Raw genomic sequence first — 12,590 nt, 5'->3', positions numbered from 1 at the left:
AGCAGTAAAAATTAGACTCGCGAAAGCGGGTTTTTTTGTTGTTATCGCTCCCTCCGCCACGAAAGGGGGATTCCCGTTCAATGACACATCTGCGTGAACGCCGAAAGGGGCCCTATCGATACCCGCTACCGGTCCCGTTGCCCTCTCCCTAATTTTTCCGAAATTTATGAACAATGCGGTTACCATAAACGGATTGGTAACGCTGATGGCATTAGGATCACCGAATTAGACGCTGTGTGCCTTTTGTGCCGCAGTTTAAAAAATCCGGGATACAGGTAGGTCATCATCGTGCGTACCGCATTTAGTAAAGTCGCATATGCCTTGAAAAGAGCGGCACAAGCCACCCTTCTTCTTGCAGTTGTAACGGGGTGTTCGACAGCTTCGACAACAATACCGGCGATAGCGGCGGGTGACCGATACGCAGCCATCGTAATTGATGCGAACACCGGCAAGACGCTGTTCGCCTCGAATGCGGATGCACAGCGCTATCCTGCCTCTCTCACCAAGATGATGACCCTCTACATGCTGTTCGAGGCTATGCAGGCAGGTCGCATGAGCAAGGACACGCGTATCCCCGTTTCCGCTTATGCGGCTGCGCGTCCGCCCACCAAAATCGGTTTCCGCCCCGGACAAAGTATCCGCGCTGAAGATGCCGCACTGGCCATGATCACGAAATCTGCCAACGACGTAGCGACAGCGGTTGGAGAATATCTTGGGGGCTCGGAAGAACGCTTTGCCCAGATGATGACCGCAAAGGCGCGCCGTCTCGGCATGCGCAACACGACTTTCCGTAACGCGTCGGGCTTGCCGAACATGGCGCAGCATACAACTGCACGTGACATGGCAATCCTCAGCATTGCGCTTCGCCAGCATTTCCCGAATGAATTCTCCTATTTCTCGCGCCGCAGCTTCGTTTTCCGCGGCCAGACCATCAATGGTCACAACCGTTTGCTCGGTCGCGTTGAAGGCGTGGACGGCATCAAGACCGGCTATACCAATGCCTCCGGCTATAATCTGGCCTCATCGGTCAGTCTCGACGGCCGTCGGCTCGTGGCAGTCGTGATGGGCGGCAATACCGGCGCAAGCCGTGACGCCCATATGGCGCAGCTCATTCGCAAATATCTTCCTATGGCGACACGTAGCCGTAACGCTGCTCCGCTCGTAGCTATGCGCAACGATGCTCCGCAGGTAGTCGCCTCGGTCGATCTTCCAAAAGCGAAGAACGCGCCTGTTCCGGTGACACGCGAGGCCGCGGCTGTGGAAGATTTCATCAACAATGAAAGCGGCGAAGGCGACAGCGAACAGCCGCAGGTTCTGGCGCTCGCAGCTCCAACGGCACGCCCTGCGGCGCTCGCCGCACAGGCTGCGATCCGTCCAACGCCAAAGGCAGCTGTTCCATCAGCGCAGGCTCAGGACGTCGATCCGGTTACAACCGCATCTGCGCCCGCCGCTGGCGGCTGGGCCATCCAGATCGGCTCCCTGCCAAGCGAAGGCCAGGCACGTGACATGCTGGCCAAGGCGTCTGCCACGGCAGGCGGCACCCTGCGCGCAGCGTCTCCCTATACCGAGACGTTCAGCAAGGGCAGCGCAACTTTCTACCGCGCCCGCTTTGTCGGCTTCTCTTCCAAGCAGGCTGCATGGGACGCATGCGCCTCGCTCAAGAAGAAAAATTTCGGCTGCTATGCGGTCGCGAACTAATCGATAACGAGGAGGCTCGCCTCCTCGTTGCCAGCTTCAAACCCGAATTTGTAGTGCGTAGAGGGTTTCGAGATGTCAAATATGAGAGAAACTTTCGGTCAGTCTCCGTTCAAAACTGTCGACTGGACACCGGATGAAGGTAAGGCATCAGCGCTCGGCGCGCTGTTCTCGGTGCAAGGCCTCAAGCAGGCCGCATTGCGAATCGCGGATGTAAGGCGCGGTACCGGCTTTCAGACCCGCGATCTGGTCGGACTGCTCGTCTGCCATGCGGCGCGCAACAAGCGCCTGGTTCAACCGCGTGCGTCCATGCGCATGACCTTGCCAGTGAATTTCGATAGGGTTTCAGTCCGTCTGACGATAGAAAACTGAAACTTCACAGATAGAACGAAAAGGCCCTGCCGTTTAAAAGCAGGGCCTTTTTCATGGATAGGTCATCTCTACAGCAATCCGAGCGCCGCCAGTTCCTGCCGCAATTCTGCCGGTAAGGCAGCCCTGGCTGCCTTACCGGCGGACTCGTCACGCGGGACTTCATTGTCATTCAGATAGCGCCAACCCTGGAACGCACGGCGCGGCTGCCACTCGGTCGGAATGACCTTGGGCTCCAAAACCAGATGACAACGATTGATACCCTGCTCATCCGTGAACGGGCGCACATCCAGCAAACGCTGACGGCATTGGACATTGCCCTTGATAACCCAGTAGAGCGAGCCGCCCTCCAGCAGTTCGTCGATCCGCTTGGGTACCATCCTCGTTGTATGGAACTGTTCCGGCACGAGGCCGGCAGCGCGCTGTTCCGCCAGGCGAAAATCGATCCAAGCCGCAAGATCTTCGATACTGTCGCAGCCGACGCAAAGTTTAACGAGATTGAGAGCCATACAGGTGATTTAGCCAAGACGAATGCGAGCTTCAAGCCGGGGCACCGCATTCTGCCAAGAATTGCTGATCAACAGGCGACCACGTTCACCGCGAGACCGCCTTGACTGGTCTCCTTGTAACGCTCGCTCATATCGTGGCCGGTCTGACGCATCGTCTCAATACAGGCATCCAGCGGAACAAAATGCTTGCCGTCGCCCTTTACGGCGAGCGAAGCGGCAGTGACGGCCTTTACCGCGCCGAGCGCGTTACGCTCGATGCACGGCACCTGAACAAGCCCGGCAACCGGATCGCAGGTCATGCCCAAGTGGTGTTCAAGCGCTATTTCGGCGGCGTTTTCAATCTGTTCGGGCGACCCACCGAACACGGCTGCGAGACCGGCTGCGGCCATGGCCGATGCGGAACCCACCTCGCCCTGACAACCGACTTCCGCGCCTGAAATCGACGCGTTGTGCTTGATGACCCCGCCTATCGCGGCAGAAGTCAGGAGAAAATCCCTTATGCCCTTCTGATCGGCATCATCATGAAAATGCAGGTAATAGCGCAGAACTGCCGGCACGACACCAGCGGCACCGTTGGTGGGAGCAGTGACTACCCTGCCGCCCGACGCATTTTCCTCGTTGACGGCCATCGCATAAACGGAAAGCCAGTCATTGGCCAGCAGCGGGTTGCTGCGGTTATTGCGCCAGTCGTCCTGTAGCTTGTCGTGAAGCTGACGCGCACGACGGCGAACATTCAAGCCACCGGGCATCACACCGTCGCGGCTCAATCCCCGCTCGATGCAGCCGCGCATGGCACCCCAGATGCGATCAAGCCCGTCATCCAGATCGCCGCGGGCCATATGCTTTTCTTCATTGGCTCGCTTCATTTCAGCAATCGACAGCCCACTATCATGGGCCATCTCAAGCATTTCGGCAGCATTTCGGAATGGGAACGGCACGTCGGCCTTATCGTCCTGCTTCGCTCCACTGCGCTGAACGCGGCTCAGTTCTTCTTCCGTCACGACAAAGCCGCCGCCGATGGAAAAATATGCGCGACGCAGCAAGAGATTGTCGTCGGCGTCAAATGCGGAAAAGGCCATGCCATTGGCATGTCCCGGCAAAGGTGTCTTCCGATCCAGCACAAGATCGACTTTCGGATCGAAGTGGTAGACTGGATGCCCTTGCGGGTTCACCTTCTTCTCAGCAAAGACCTTTTCGACTTCAACATCCATGATGTCGGGGTCAATCGTATCCGGCAGATGGCCACATAGCCCCAGGATAACGGCGCGGTCCGTTGCATGCCCTACACCTGTATAAGCAAGAGAGCCATGCAGGCTCGCTTTCAGACGGTGAATTTTAGAATGTGCCGGCCTTGGCCAGTTCCCGCCGATCACCTCGTTGAGAAACATGCGAGCAGCCGTCATCGGGCCCATCGTATGAGAACTGGAAGGCCCAATGCCAATCTTGTAAAGATCGAAAACCGACAGAAACATTCCACACCTTCTGCAGCCGTCATAAGGCTGATTGATTCCTGGTCGCAGCGCCGCTCGCGATTTGCCCGATCATCCATATTAGACAAAAATGGGCAAAAAGTCGCTAACGCGGAATCCGCGCATTCCTATCAGATAGTTGTAGGAAAGGATCAACGCAAACGGAATGCCGAAATGCGGCATCAAATTTCCGGAATACGCAATGCCGCCTGACTTCTAGACGGAGAACAGATAGGCCATGAGAATGACAGCAGCGAGACCAATGACTGCCCAGAGCGTAACGCCCCAGCAGGATTTTTGAACGGTTTCGTCCATGGAAATTTTGGCAACCTTGTTGTGCAACTCTTCTACACAGCGCCCTTCACAACGCTGTTACCGATCATATAGCTTCGTGATCACCGGAACGCAACGATGAAAAACGGCTGAAATGCGGCGTCGAATTCCACGCGCCGGGCACACAATCCGACTATACATTTATTATCAAACGGTTACCGGACGATAACGTTAATGAAAGCTTTAAAGTGACGGCGAAAATGCGGCATCAGGGTTGAGGCAAAAGCATATCTGTCTTGCCAGCCAGCCCATAAGCGGCCAGTCCTACCCACTCCCGCATGGCCACGCTGAACCGCGAAAGCGCTTCATTCGGGGATTCGAGATAAAGGGCAAAGTGCTCGCTGGCGCGCGTCTTGAAGTCCACCGGCCAGGCCACAACGTCGAACCCTGCCTTGCGAAAACATCCGATGGACCGCGGCATATGATATGCCGAAGTGACCAGAAGCCACGTTTCACCCGGCTTCGGTTGAGCCAATTCCTTGGAGAAAACCGCGTTCTCGACGGTATTTCGAGATTTGTTTTCAAAAATATAGCGCTCGCCGGAAAAGCCAAGATCGGCAAGCATCTGCCGGGTACTATCCGCTTCTTTGGCGGATTTTTCAAAGAATGCGCCCTCGCCGCCAGATATAATGACCTTGGCGTCGGGGTGTAGTCGTGCCAGCCGCATTGCTTCAAAAATGCGATCAGCCGCGCTATTCAATTCAAAGCCTTTGCGACCCGCATTGATTTCGCCATTCATATAGCCGCCCAGCACGACGATCCCGTCCACACGTTGCGGCATCGCATCAAGCTTTGCGAAACGGTCTTCCAAAGGAGCCAGCAGAACGGCACCCAACGTCGTAAAGGCGGCAAGAAACAGCGTGGCCAGTGACAGCGCCAGCAGCGCCATGCTGAAACCGCGCATACCTCGCCAGATGGCGAGAAAAGCAATCAACACGAGAACAGATATTATCGTAACGGGTTGAAAAAACAGCCAAAAAATTTTCGACAGACTATAAAACAACCAAGCTCTCCAATATCTGCCATCTACCTGCGCCAGCGCCAGCACGAATCCGTGTGCTTCCGCATACTATAGAGTTGCAAATGGCTGTGTTAGAGATTTGCCGGGAATCGAAAAACGCCGGACATCGCTATCCAGCCGGAAGGAACCATGTCTAACATCACCCACCAGGATACCGCACCCTCGTCCCGGGTTCGCCTTGGGCGCATCGACATTGCACGCGGAATTGCGCTGATCGCGATGGCGATCTACCACTTTGGCTGGGATCTCGAGTTCTTCGGCTATATGGCGCCAGCAACGACTGCTCACGGCGGATGGAAACTTTTCGCGCGCTGCATCGCGTCGAGCTTCCTGTTTCTGGTGGGCTTTAGCCTTGTCCTGGCGCATGGCAACATAATCCGCTGGAAGCCTATGGCGAAACGGCTGGCTCAGATCGTTGTAGCGGCGGCGGCGATTTCAGCCCTCACATGGTATATATCTCCGGACAGTTTCATTTTCTTTGGCATCTTGCACCAGATCGCTCTGGCAAGTGTCCTCGGCCTTCTGTTTCTGCGCCTGCCCGCCATTGCAACCTTGATCGTTGCGGTATTCGTCATCAGCGCTCCGCTTTTTGCGCGGGCTGATATTTTCAATCATCCAGCGTTGAGTTGGGTGGGGCTTTCGACCGTAACGCTGCGCTCCAACGATTACGTACCGCTGTTTCCATGGTTCGGCGCAGTCCTTGTCGGAATAGCTGCCGCACGGGTTTTCCAGCGCTTCGGCTGGCTGCAGCTTTTGGCTGACGGGATCAAACCACACTTTCTTGAAAAGCCGCTGACCTTCATAGGCAGGCACAGCCTGGCCTTCTATCTCATTCATCAGCCTGTGCTGATCGCAATGGTTTACTTGTTCTCGCAGCTCCTGCCCCCGGCACAGCCGACGCCGCGAGAAGCCTTCACGCAGTCCTGCGTCGCTGCATGCCTGCAAAACGGCAGCGAACGGCTATGTCAGCAGTTCTGCGGCTGTGTGGTGACGGAACTCGACAAGGCGAAACTGTTCGACGATGTCTTCAGCGGCAAAATCGATCAGGACAACAACAGCACGGTTCAAGCCATCGCACAAATGTGCTCTCCAGTGCCCGACGCTCAGTAGGTCAACTCAGGTATTGACGCCCAGTTCGGCGAGGCGCTCGATGCAGGACTCTTCGATCTGATCGAGTTCGCCCAGTGTCTCTTCAATGTCACGCCGCTTCTGCCGAAGATCAGCGCGTTTTTCCTCGACGCGCTTCATGAGCAGTTTCAGCTGCCCCGTTTCCCCAGGCGGCTCGCGATACATCTGGATGATCTCGTGAATTTCCGCGATGGAAAACCCAAGCCGCTTGCCGCGCAGAATCTGCTTCACCAGATGGCGATCGGCCGGGCGGAACAATCGCGTACGGCCACGTCTCACAGGAGCGATCAAGCCCTCATCTTCATAAAAGCGCAAAGTACGGGTTGAAATACCGAACTCGCGCGTCAGCTCCGTGATCGTATAATATTCGCGCACCAAAACATTTCTGCCTTATATCAAGCGGACCATGCTCCAAACCAAATTGGATTCAGAGCTTAAGTTGTGCTCCCGCATTTACGTAAAAGTCAATATGCAAGCGATGTAAACTACAATTCGGTTAGCTAGAATTTGGACGAAGGCGGGATGGTCAACGCGATTTGTCAATCTCGGCGACAAGTGCGGTTGATAACAGCATTGTTCTAAAAAATCCCGCAATTGCGTTGGTTTCACCGCTTTCCGGCTTGCCATCATATTGCCGCTCATGCGTTATGAACTTGCGGAAACCAGCTACGAACGGCGATTCATGCGGCGCTCTATAAAATTTACTTTGATCGGACTTGTCGTCATCGCCGTGATAGGAGCGAGCCCCTTTGCCGTGGAAGCAATCGTGGTCAAGATTGGAGAAGGCTCGATTCGCCAGCTCGCAAGGGATGGCAATTTCTGCAAAACTGACCAATGCGACGAAGGCATGAACTACGCGCTAGGTTTTCTCGAAACCAATTATGGGCTGTCGCCTCATGACGTCAAATGGTGTATGGGCGTCGATGTCATTTCACATTATGAGTTGCCATTCGGTAACGCACTGAAAACTTCAATAACGGACCGAATGTACCAACGGTGTGGCGACCCGAAACAGGACGAGCCACCTGGAGATTACTCGGATGAATAGAGACGCTCTTCATGAAGCGAATTGTGCGCATCGGCGCCTGGGTGATACTTCTCGCCATTCTGGCGGTTACGATCAGCCCGATCAATTTCCGCCCCGTTACCGGCGAACCAGCCGATCTCGAAAGGTTTGGGGCTTTCTTTCTGGTCGGCGCTTTGTTTGCGCTAGCCTACCCACGCCGTTGGATGGGCGTTCTTTTGCTGACGGTCGGCTGTGCGGCGCTTTTTGAACTGATGCAGCGTCTTGCTCCCGGACGGCATGGGGAGTTCATAGATTTCGTTTTCAAGGCTGCCGGAGCAGTGTTCGGCATCGCCGTCGGCTATGGCCTCAGCCTCATCCGCCCTTTTCGGCAAAACACCTGATCAGGCGGGAATAGCCTGTAGCCTGTCCAGCGCGGATTCACGCATGAATTCCAGATGAATAGAGCGCAGAAGTGCAGCCAGATCGTCATTGGCCGCAGCGTATCGGCTGGCACGTGTGGCCTCGCACATAAGGGCTGATATTTCTGCCGCTCCCCACCGCTTCCGCCCGGCGGCCACGGCTCGCCATGCCTCAATGGCAACAATCAAGGGTGCATGCGTAGCATCGCTCAATCCGGCAGAGCGCAACAGCGCAGCAAGAGCCGCAGGACGACCTCCGGAAATAATCGCACAAATCCGCGCGTCATCGAGGTCGGAAAGCGCAGCCAGCAGGCTGGCAAAAAAATCTATACGTCCGCCTGCAACGGCGCGAATGACAAAGCTGGTTGTAATCTCCCCGCGCAGACGCAGATGCTCGACCAGCGCCGGGAGTTCTTCCTGCGAACAGGTTTCCGCCAGATGCATCGATGCGCGAACTGTAGCATCTCCGACGATTTTATCGGCGCGACGTTCGCCCAATAGCATCTTCACCAGCGGGAGGGCCTGCAGGACCTCCCCCACTTTCACAGCCAGCAGATGACGGCATTCCGCCGGAAGATGCGGATGAGATAGCAGAGCCTCGCGCACCACAGCATCATGTCCACAGCGTTCGCTCATGCGCCGGAACGAAACGGAAGCGATCCGGGCGCAACTGTTAAAGAGAATTTCGGCAACCGCGTCGTTACTTCCGACTTCTGCAATTGCTGCTGAAACTGCGGATGAAACATGAGGTCGCGCGGCGATCAAAACCTGCATTGTTGGCGCCCCATAGGCCACACGATCGATCAGATCGGCGTCGCTGAGAAGCGTTGAGCGCGCGAGGATATAGCCCGCAACCCCCGGCTGGTCAGCGGCAAGCGCCGTTACAATATGCAGCGGAGAATGCACACTGGTGGAGAGCACATCTGCCATCGCCATACGAACTTTCGGAGAAGGATCATCAAGTAAAAGCGTCAACGCCGCTTCTGCCTGCGCGCGCACCTGATCTGGCTGGTGCTGGTCGATACATTGTCTGGCCAGATGTGCGGCCCGGACAACACGCGCAGATACCGGCTCGCAACGACCAACAAGCGCATCTTTTTCGATATACATTCTGGCCCCGCTCCAGATCGTTCTTGTATTCGAAAAGCTTAAATTAAAATGGTTTACGAGCGGTTTACCATGTTTGTTAACCGCATTGTCGCAGCATGGAACCGAACGCACCCTTCCTCGTTGTACCGTTATAAAACGTAACGGAGACTCCAAATGGCTGATGAAAAGATCACCAACGACATCCAGCAGGCGCTCGAAAAGCAGATCGCTGACATGCGCAGTGAACTGAAACGTCTTTCCAAATCGCTGGCGTCCCAATCCGGTGACCTGAGGGAACGTGCGGAAGATGCGCTGGACGATGCATCCGGTCGTTTCCGTAACGCGGCGCAAGCGGTGCGTGAACGTGGCCAGGTGGTAGCCGAAACAGTGCGCGAGAATCCCGGTACGGCTACAACGCTCTTCGGAACCGCCGGTATTATCGGCATCCTCATCGGCGTCGCGATTGGTTGCGCCATTTCCGACCGACGTTAACCGCAAAATTCACAATACTGTGCCCGCGCTTTTATCCAAGGCGCGGGCTTTTACACGCGCTCTTTACGGGATGGACACGGTCTGCTAGCTCCACCCTACTGGCAATTCGCCACCGGTCGCAGCCTACCCGGTCAAAACAAGGACAAGCGCAATCATGCGCTGTAGGACTGCGACGTGGCTTGAAACAAAGGCACGTAAATGTCTGAAAAGACCATATATTCCGACCTCAAGCAGCTCGGCTCCCAAGCTTCTGTGCCGCAGAATCCGGAAGATGCCGTCCTTGAACGGGTTGCAAATCCGCAAGCGGGAACACCTTATTGCGTCCGTTTCACCGCGCCCGAATTCACCTCGCTTTGCCCGATGACGGGTCAGCCTGATTTCGCGCATCTCGTGATCGACTACGTCCCCGGGCATTGGCTCGTGGAGAGCAAATCCCTGAAACTCTTCCTGTTCTCATTTCGTAATCACGGCGCATTCCACGAAGATTGCACCGTGACCATCGGCAAGCGGCTCGTCGACCTGCTGGAACCTGAATGGCTCAGGATCGGCGGTTACTGGTATCCGCGCGGCGGCATTCCAATCGACGTCTTCTTCCAGACCGGAGCGGCGCCCCAGAATGTCTGGATACCGGAACAGGGCGTCCCGAACTATCGCGGCAGAGGGTGATCGGCCTATATCGGTTGTCGCCGAATGTTGCGATCCCTATTATAAAGGCTAGCGACATGGCCGCGTGAAAGTCTCTTGAAAGGACCTCCATGAAAAACTTAGCTATTCTGATTTCTCTGGTGGTTCTTGCCGGATGTGGGGGAGCCGGCAAGGCCGCGATGGACACGGGTAAGAGCTTCGATCGATTCGCCTGCATGTCGCGAAATTTCAAGGGAGAGCCACCCTGTCCGCCGCAGGAAGGCACAAGCCAGCCAGCCCAATAAAACCAGAGAGGAGGCCTGTCATGGCTATCGAACCCAAGGATGTTCTGGACTTCTGGTTTTCGCCCCGGATGCGGGAAAACTGGTTCAGCAAAAGTGACGAGATCGACGCTGAAATTCGCGAGAAATTTCTGGCTGCTTACGAAGATGCGCGTGCCGACAAACTGGAGCAGTGGAAACAGCAACCGGAAAGCGCTCTGGCGCTCACCATTCTTTTTGATCAGTTTCCGCGCAATATGTTTCGCGGCTCTCCACGCTCATTCGAAAGCGACGGGCTGGCCCGCGATGTGGCGGCGCAGGCGCTCGACCATGATTTCGATCGGCAGCTATCGCCTGACCAGCGCCAGTTCTTCTATTTGCCCTTCATGCATAGCGAACATCTGAACGACCAGAAGCGCTGCGTCGATCTCTATGAAAAGCTTGGCGACGAGTTCTCGCTCGGCTTCGCCCGTCAGCATCACGACATCATTGAGCGCTTTGGCCGCTTCCCGCATCGCAACAAGGTGCTGGGGCGCGATACGACCCATGAGGAAGCTGAATTCCTCAAGGAACATGCTGGCTTCTGACCTTCAGAGCAGCCGATACGGTAAAATCCCGCGGCGGTCGTGATCGACCGCCAATCGGCTTTTCAGCGGGGGAACCGCCCGCTGCACACATTCAGCACGCTCACAGATGCGGCATGAAACACCGATCGGATCGAAGGCAGAACGCACTGCTATGTCGAGCCCATCGGCATAGACAAAATCCTGCGCATAGGCCACCTCGCAGCCCAGGGCGATGGCATAGCGGCGCTGGGGAGCGTTGAAGCCCCCTTCGCTCTTTGTCAGTTCTGTCGCAATGCAAAGGTAACGCGCGCCATCCGGCGTTTCAGCCAGTTGGCGAATGATCCGGCCCGGCATCTCGAATGCCTGATGCACGTTCCACAAGGGACACGCAGCACCGTAACGGGCAAATTGTAGCTTGGCTGCGCTATGCCGCTTTGTGATGTTTCCTGCCCTGTCTATGCGGGCAAAAAACACCGGCACACCCCGCTGACCGGAGCGCTGCAAGGTACTCAGACGATGCGCGACCTGCTCAAGGCTGGCCCCGAAGCGTGACGCCAGAAGTTCCAGATCGTGGCGCAGTTCTTTTGCTGCTGAAAGAAAGGTTTGATAGGGCAGCATGAGGGCCCCGGCAAAATAGTTGCGCAAGCCGATCTTGCAAATCTCGATTGCCTCGGCAGAGCGAAAATCCGCCCGCCTGGCAATCGCACTCACAAGCTCTTCCATCTCCAGTTCGGCAATCTGAAACGCGATCTGGAAATTACGGGTTGAAGCGGGCGAATAGGGATTGAGATAAAGCACCCGCGCCTGCGCGTCGAACCGGCGCAGAACCGCTTCTTCCGGCGCAGCCCGGGCAATATGCACACGGTGACGCTCCCCCATATACTGCGGCAGGGCCACGCCGATGTCGCGTCCCGGAATGCTCAACTCGCTCGCCAGCTTTTCTGCGGCAATATCGATCTCATGTACGTAATTGTCGATAAAATGAAAAAAGTCGCGCACCTCCTCATAAGGCGCAGGTTCGGCAGCCGACGGAGCGCGACCCAACTGGTTATCCAGACTTGCAAGCTGTTCACTGTTGCGGCGATAGGCTTGGTGGCAGGCGATCAGCGCATGCGCCAGCCCCGGCGCATTTTGCGTGATAAGCTTCAGCTCCTGCAGGTTCGGCTTGTAATTGTCGAAGACCGGATCGGCCAGCGCTTCGGAAACAGCGGATAGCAAACGATCGTCGTCCCCCAGGGAAATGGCACCGATGTCGATCTGGTAGTTTTCAGCCAGTGCCAGCAAGACCGCCGCCGAAACAGGCCGCTGATTATTCTCGATCTGATTGAGATAACTCGTTGAAATCCCAAGCCGTTCGGCGAAGCCCGACTGGGTTGCTCGATGCTGCTCCCGGATTTCACGTATCTTTCTGCCGATATAAAGTTTTCTTGGCGCCATTTTGCAAATTCGCATTTCGCTATTTGCAAATTTATAACTTACACAATCGCACCTTTTCAAGCTTTTCCAGAGCGCCTTCGGATTTTAAGCAGGAAGGAGAAAAAGACTATCTTTTCAGTTTCATAACACGCCTTCCGAAGGCCGCCCAAAAG

14 protein-coding genes are annotated in these 12,590 nt (G+C 55.9%); 8 read left to right on the top strand and 6 right to left on the bottom strand.

Annotated features, from left to right (window positions below; translation table 11 throughout):
* Nucleotides 1-288 precede the first annotated feature (288 nt).
* Both ACS5UA_RS02520 and ACS5UA_RS02515 read left to right on the top strand, forming a co-directional pair.
* Complete coding sequence (locus ACS5UA_RS02520) at nucleotides 289-1,698, top strand: D-alanyl-D-alanine carboxypeptidase family protein (protein ID WP_025089495.1); 1,410 nt, start codon at nucleotides 289-291, stop codon at nucleotides 1,696-1,698.
* Between the two features lie 72 nt (nucleotides 1,699-1,770).
* Nucleotides 1,771-2,067: a hypothetical protein gene (locus ACS5UA_RS02515; protein WP_006466964.1), complete on the top strand. Its 297-nt coding sequence runs from the start codon at nucleotides 1,771-1,773 to the stop codon at nucleotides 2,065-2,067.
* A gap of 68 nt (nucleotides 2,068-2,135) precedes the next feature.
* Here ACS5UA_RS02515 and ACS5UA_RS02510 read toward each other — a convergent pair whose 3' ends face one another.
* The 3 genes from ACS5UA_RS02510 to ACS5UA_RS02500 form a co-directional block, all read right to left on the bottom strand.
* Nucleotides 2,136-2,573, bottom strand: a complete 438-nt coding sequence (locus ACS5UA_RS02510) for a DUF1489 family protein (RefSeq protein WP_021585252.1) — start codon at nucleotides 2,571-2,573, stop codon at nucleotides 2,136-2,138.
* 68 nt (nucleotides 2,574-2,641) lie between these two features.
* Nucleotides 2,642-4,045 carry an L-serine ammonia-lyase gene (locus ACS5UA_RS02505; RefSeq protein WP_021585253.1) on the bottom strand — a complete coding sequence of 468 codons (1,404 nt, stop codon included), beginning with the start codon at nucleotides 4,043-4,045 and terminating at the stop codon, nucleotides 2,642-2,644.
* Between the two features lie 538 nt (nucleotides 4,046-4,583).
* Entirely contained in the window at nucleotides 4,584-5,378 is a 795-nt protein-coding gene (locus ACS5UA_RS02500) for a YdcF family protein (RefSeq protein ID WP_021585255.1), read from the bottom strand.
* Nucleotides 5,379-5,525: 147 nt separating this feature from the next.
* Here ACS5UA_RS02500 and ACS5UA_RS02495 point away from each other — a divergent pair, with 147 nt between their 5' ends.
* On the top strand, nucleotides 5,526-6,506 hold the full coding sequence (locus ACS5UA_RS02495; RefSeq protein WP_021585256.1) for a heparan-alpha-glucosaminide N-acetyltransferase: 981 nt from the start codon (nucleotides 5,526-5,528) through the stop codon (nucleotides 6,504-6,506).
* Nucleotides 6,507-6,512: 6 nt separating this feature from the next.
* On the opposite strand, the gene ACS5UA_RS02490 is transcribed toward ACS5UA_RS02495, so the two are convergent.
* Nucleotides 6,513-6,899, bottom strand: coding sequence for a MerR family transcriptional regulator (locus ACS5UA_RS02490; RefSeq protein WP_006471625.1), 387 nt, complete (start codon nucleotides 6,897-6,899; stop codon nucleotides 6,513-6,515).
* Nucleotides 6,900-7,206: 307 nt separating this feature from the next.
* Here ACS5UA_RS02490 and ACS5UA_RS02485 point away from each other — a divergent pair, with 307 nt between their 5' ends.
* Together ACS5UA_RS02485 and ACS5UA_RS02480 are read left to right on the top strand one after the other, a co-directional pair.
* Nucleotides 7,207-7,572, top strand: coding sequence for a hypothetical protein (locus tag ACS5UA_RS02485; RefSeq protein WP_021585257.1), 366 nt, complete (start codon nucleotides 7,207-7,209; stop codon nucleotides 7,570-7,572).
* A gap of 11 nt (nucleotides 7,573-7,583) precedes the next feature.
* On the top strand, nucleotides 7,584-7,931 hold the full coding sequence (locus ACS5UA_RS02480; protein WP_006466973.1) for a VanZ family protein: 348 nt from the start codon (nucleotides 7,584-7,586) through the stop codon (nucleotides 7,929-7,931).
* On the opposite strand, the gene ACS5UA_RS02475 is transcribed toward ACS5UA_RS02480, so the two are convergent.
* Nucleotides 7,932-9,059 carry a DUF2336 domain-containing protein gene (locus ACS5UA_RS02475; protein WP_021585258.1) on the bottom strand — a complete coding sequence of 376 codons (1,128 nt, stop codon included), beginning with the start codon at nucleotides 9,057-9,059 and terminating at the stop codon, nucleotides 7,932-7,934.
* A 153-nt stretch (nucleotides 9,060-9,212) separates the two neighbouring features.
* On the opposite strand from ACS5UA_RS02475, the gene ACS5UA_RS02470 reads away from it, so the two are divergent.
* The 3 genes from ACS5UA_RS02470 (at nucleotide 9,213) to ACS5UA_RS02460 (ending at nucleotide 11,022) form a co-directional block, all read left to right on the top strand.
* Nucleotides 9,213-9,530: a DUF883 family protein gene (locus ACS5UA_RS02470; protein WP_006466974.1), complete on the top strand. Its 318-nt coding sequence runs from the start codon at nucleotides 9,213-9,215 to the stop codon at nucleotides 9,528-9,530.
* A 198-nt stretch (nucleotides 9,531-9,728) separates the two neighbouring features.
* On the top strand, nucleotides 9,729-10,196 hold the full coding sequence (queF, locus tag ACS5UA_RS02465) for a preQ(1) synthase (protein WP_021585259.1): 468 nt from the start codon (nucleotides 9,729-9,731) through the stop codon (nucleotides 10,194-10,196).
* Between the two features lie 283 nt (nucleotides 10,197-10,479).
* Nucleotides 10,480-11,022, top strand: a complete 543-nt coding sequence (locus ACS5UA_RS02460) for a DUF924 family protein (RefSeq protein ID WP_021585260.1) — start codon at nucleotides 10,480-10,482, stop codon at nucleotides 11,020-11,022.
* 3 nt (nucleotides 11,023-11,025) lie between these two features.
* On the opposite strand, the gene ACS5UA_RS02455 is transcribed toward ACS5UA_RS02460, so the two are convergent.
* On the bottom strand, nucleotides 11,026-12,438 hold the full coding sequence (locus tag ACS5UA_RS02455; protein WP_021585261.1) for a helix-turn-helix domain-containing protein: 1,413 nt from the start codon (nucleotides 12,436-12,438) through the stop codon (nucleotides 11,026-11,028).
* Between the last annotated feature and the right edge of the window lie 152 nt (nucleotides 12,439-12,590).

This window comes from Brucella sp. RRSP16 (genome assembly GCF_052246815.1).
GTDB classification, from domain to species: Bacteria; Pseudomonadota; Alphaproteobacteria; order Rhizobiales; family Rhizobiaceae; genus Brucella; species Brucella intermedia.
This window is presented reverse-complemented; position numbering and strand designations above follow the sequence as displayed.

Coding starts and splice junctions, on each gene's coding strand:
- ACS5UA_RS02515 (WP_006466964.1), top strand. CDS start 1,771: ATGTCAAATATGAGAGAAACTTTCGGTCAGTCTCCGTTCAAAACTGTC.
- ACS5UA_RS02510 (WP_021585252.1), bottom strand. CDS start 2,573: ATGGCTCTCAATCTCGTTAAACTTTGCGTCGGCTGCGACAGTATCGAA.
- ACS5UA_RS02505 (WP_021585253.1), bottom strand. CDS start 4,045: ATGTTTCTGTCGGTTTTCGATCTTTACAAGATTGGCATTGGGCCTTCC.
- ACS5UA_RS02495 (WP_021585256.1), top strand. CDS start 5,526: ATGTCTAACATCACCCACCAGGATACCGCACCCTCGTCCCGGGTTCGC.
- ACS5UA_RS02485 (WP_021585257.1), top strand. CDS start 7,207: ATGCGGCGCTCTATAAAATTTACTTTGATCGGACTTGTCGTCATCGCC.
- ACS5UA_RS02480 (WP_006466973.1), top strand. CDS start 7,584: ATGAAGCGAATTGTGCGCATCGGCGCCTGGGTGATACTTCTCGCCATT.
- ACS5UA_RS02475 (WP_021585258.1), bottom strand. CDS start 9,059: ATGTATATCGAAAAAGATGCGCTTGTTGGTCGTTGCGAGCCGGTATCT.
- ACS5UA_RS02470 (WP_006466974.1), top strand. CDS start 9,213: ATGGCTGATGAAAAGATCACCAACGACATCCAGCAGGCGCTCGAAAAG.
- queF (WP_021585259.1), top strand. CDS start 9,729: ATGTCTGAAAAGACCATATATTCCGACCTCAAGCAGCTCGGCTCCCAA.
- ACS5UA_RS02460 (WP_021585260.1), top strand. CDS start 10,480: ATGGCTATCGAACCCAAGGATGTTCTGGACTTCTGGTTTTCGCCCCGG.
- ACS5UA_RS02455 (WP_021585261.1), bottom strand. CDS start 12,438: ATGGCGCCAAGAAAACTTTATATCGGCAGAAAGATACGTGAAATCCGG.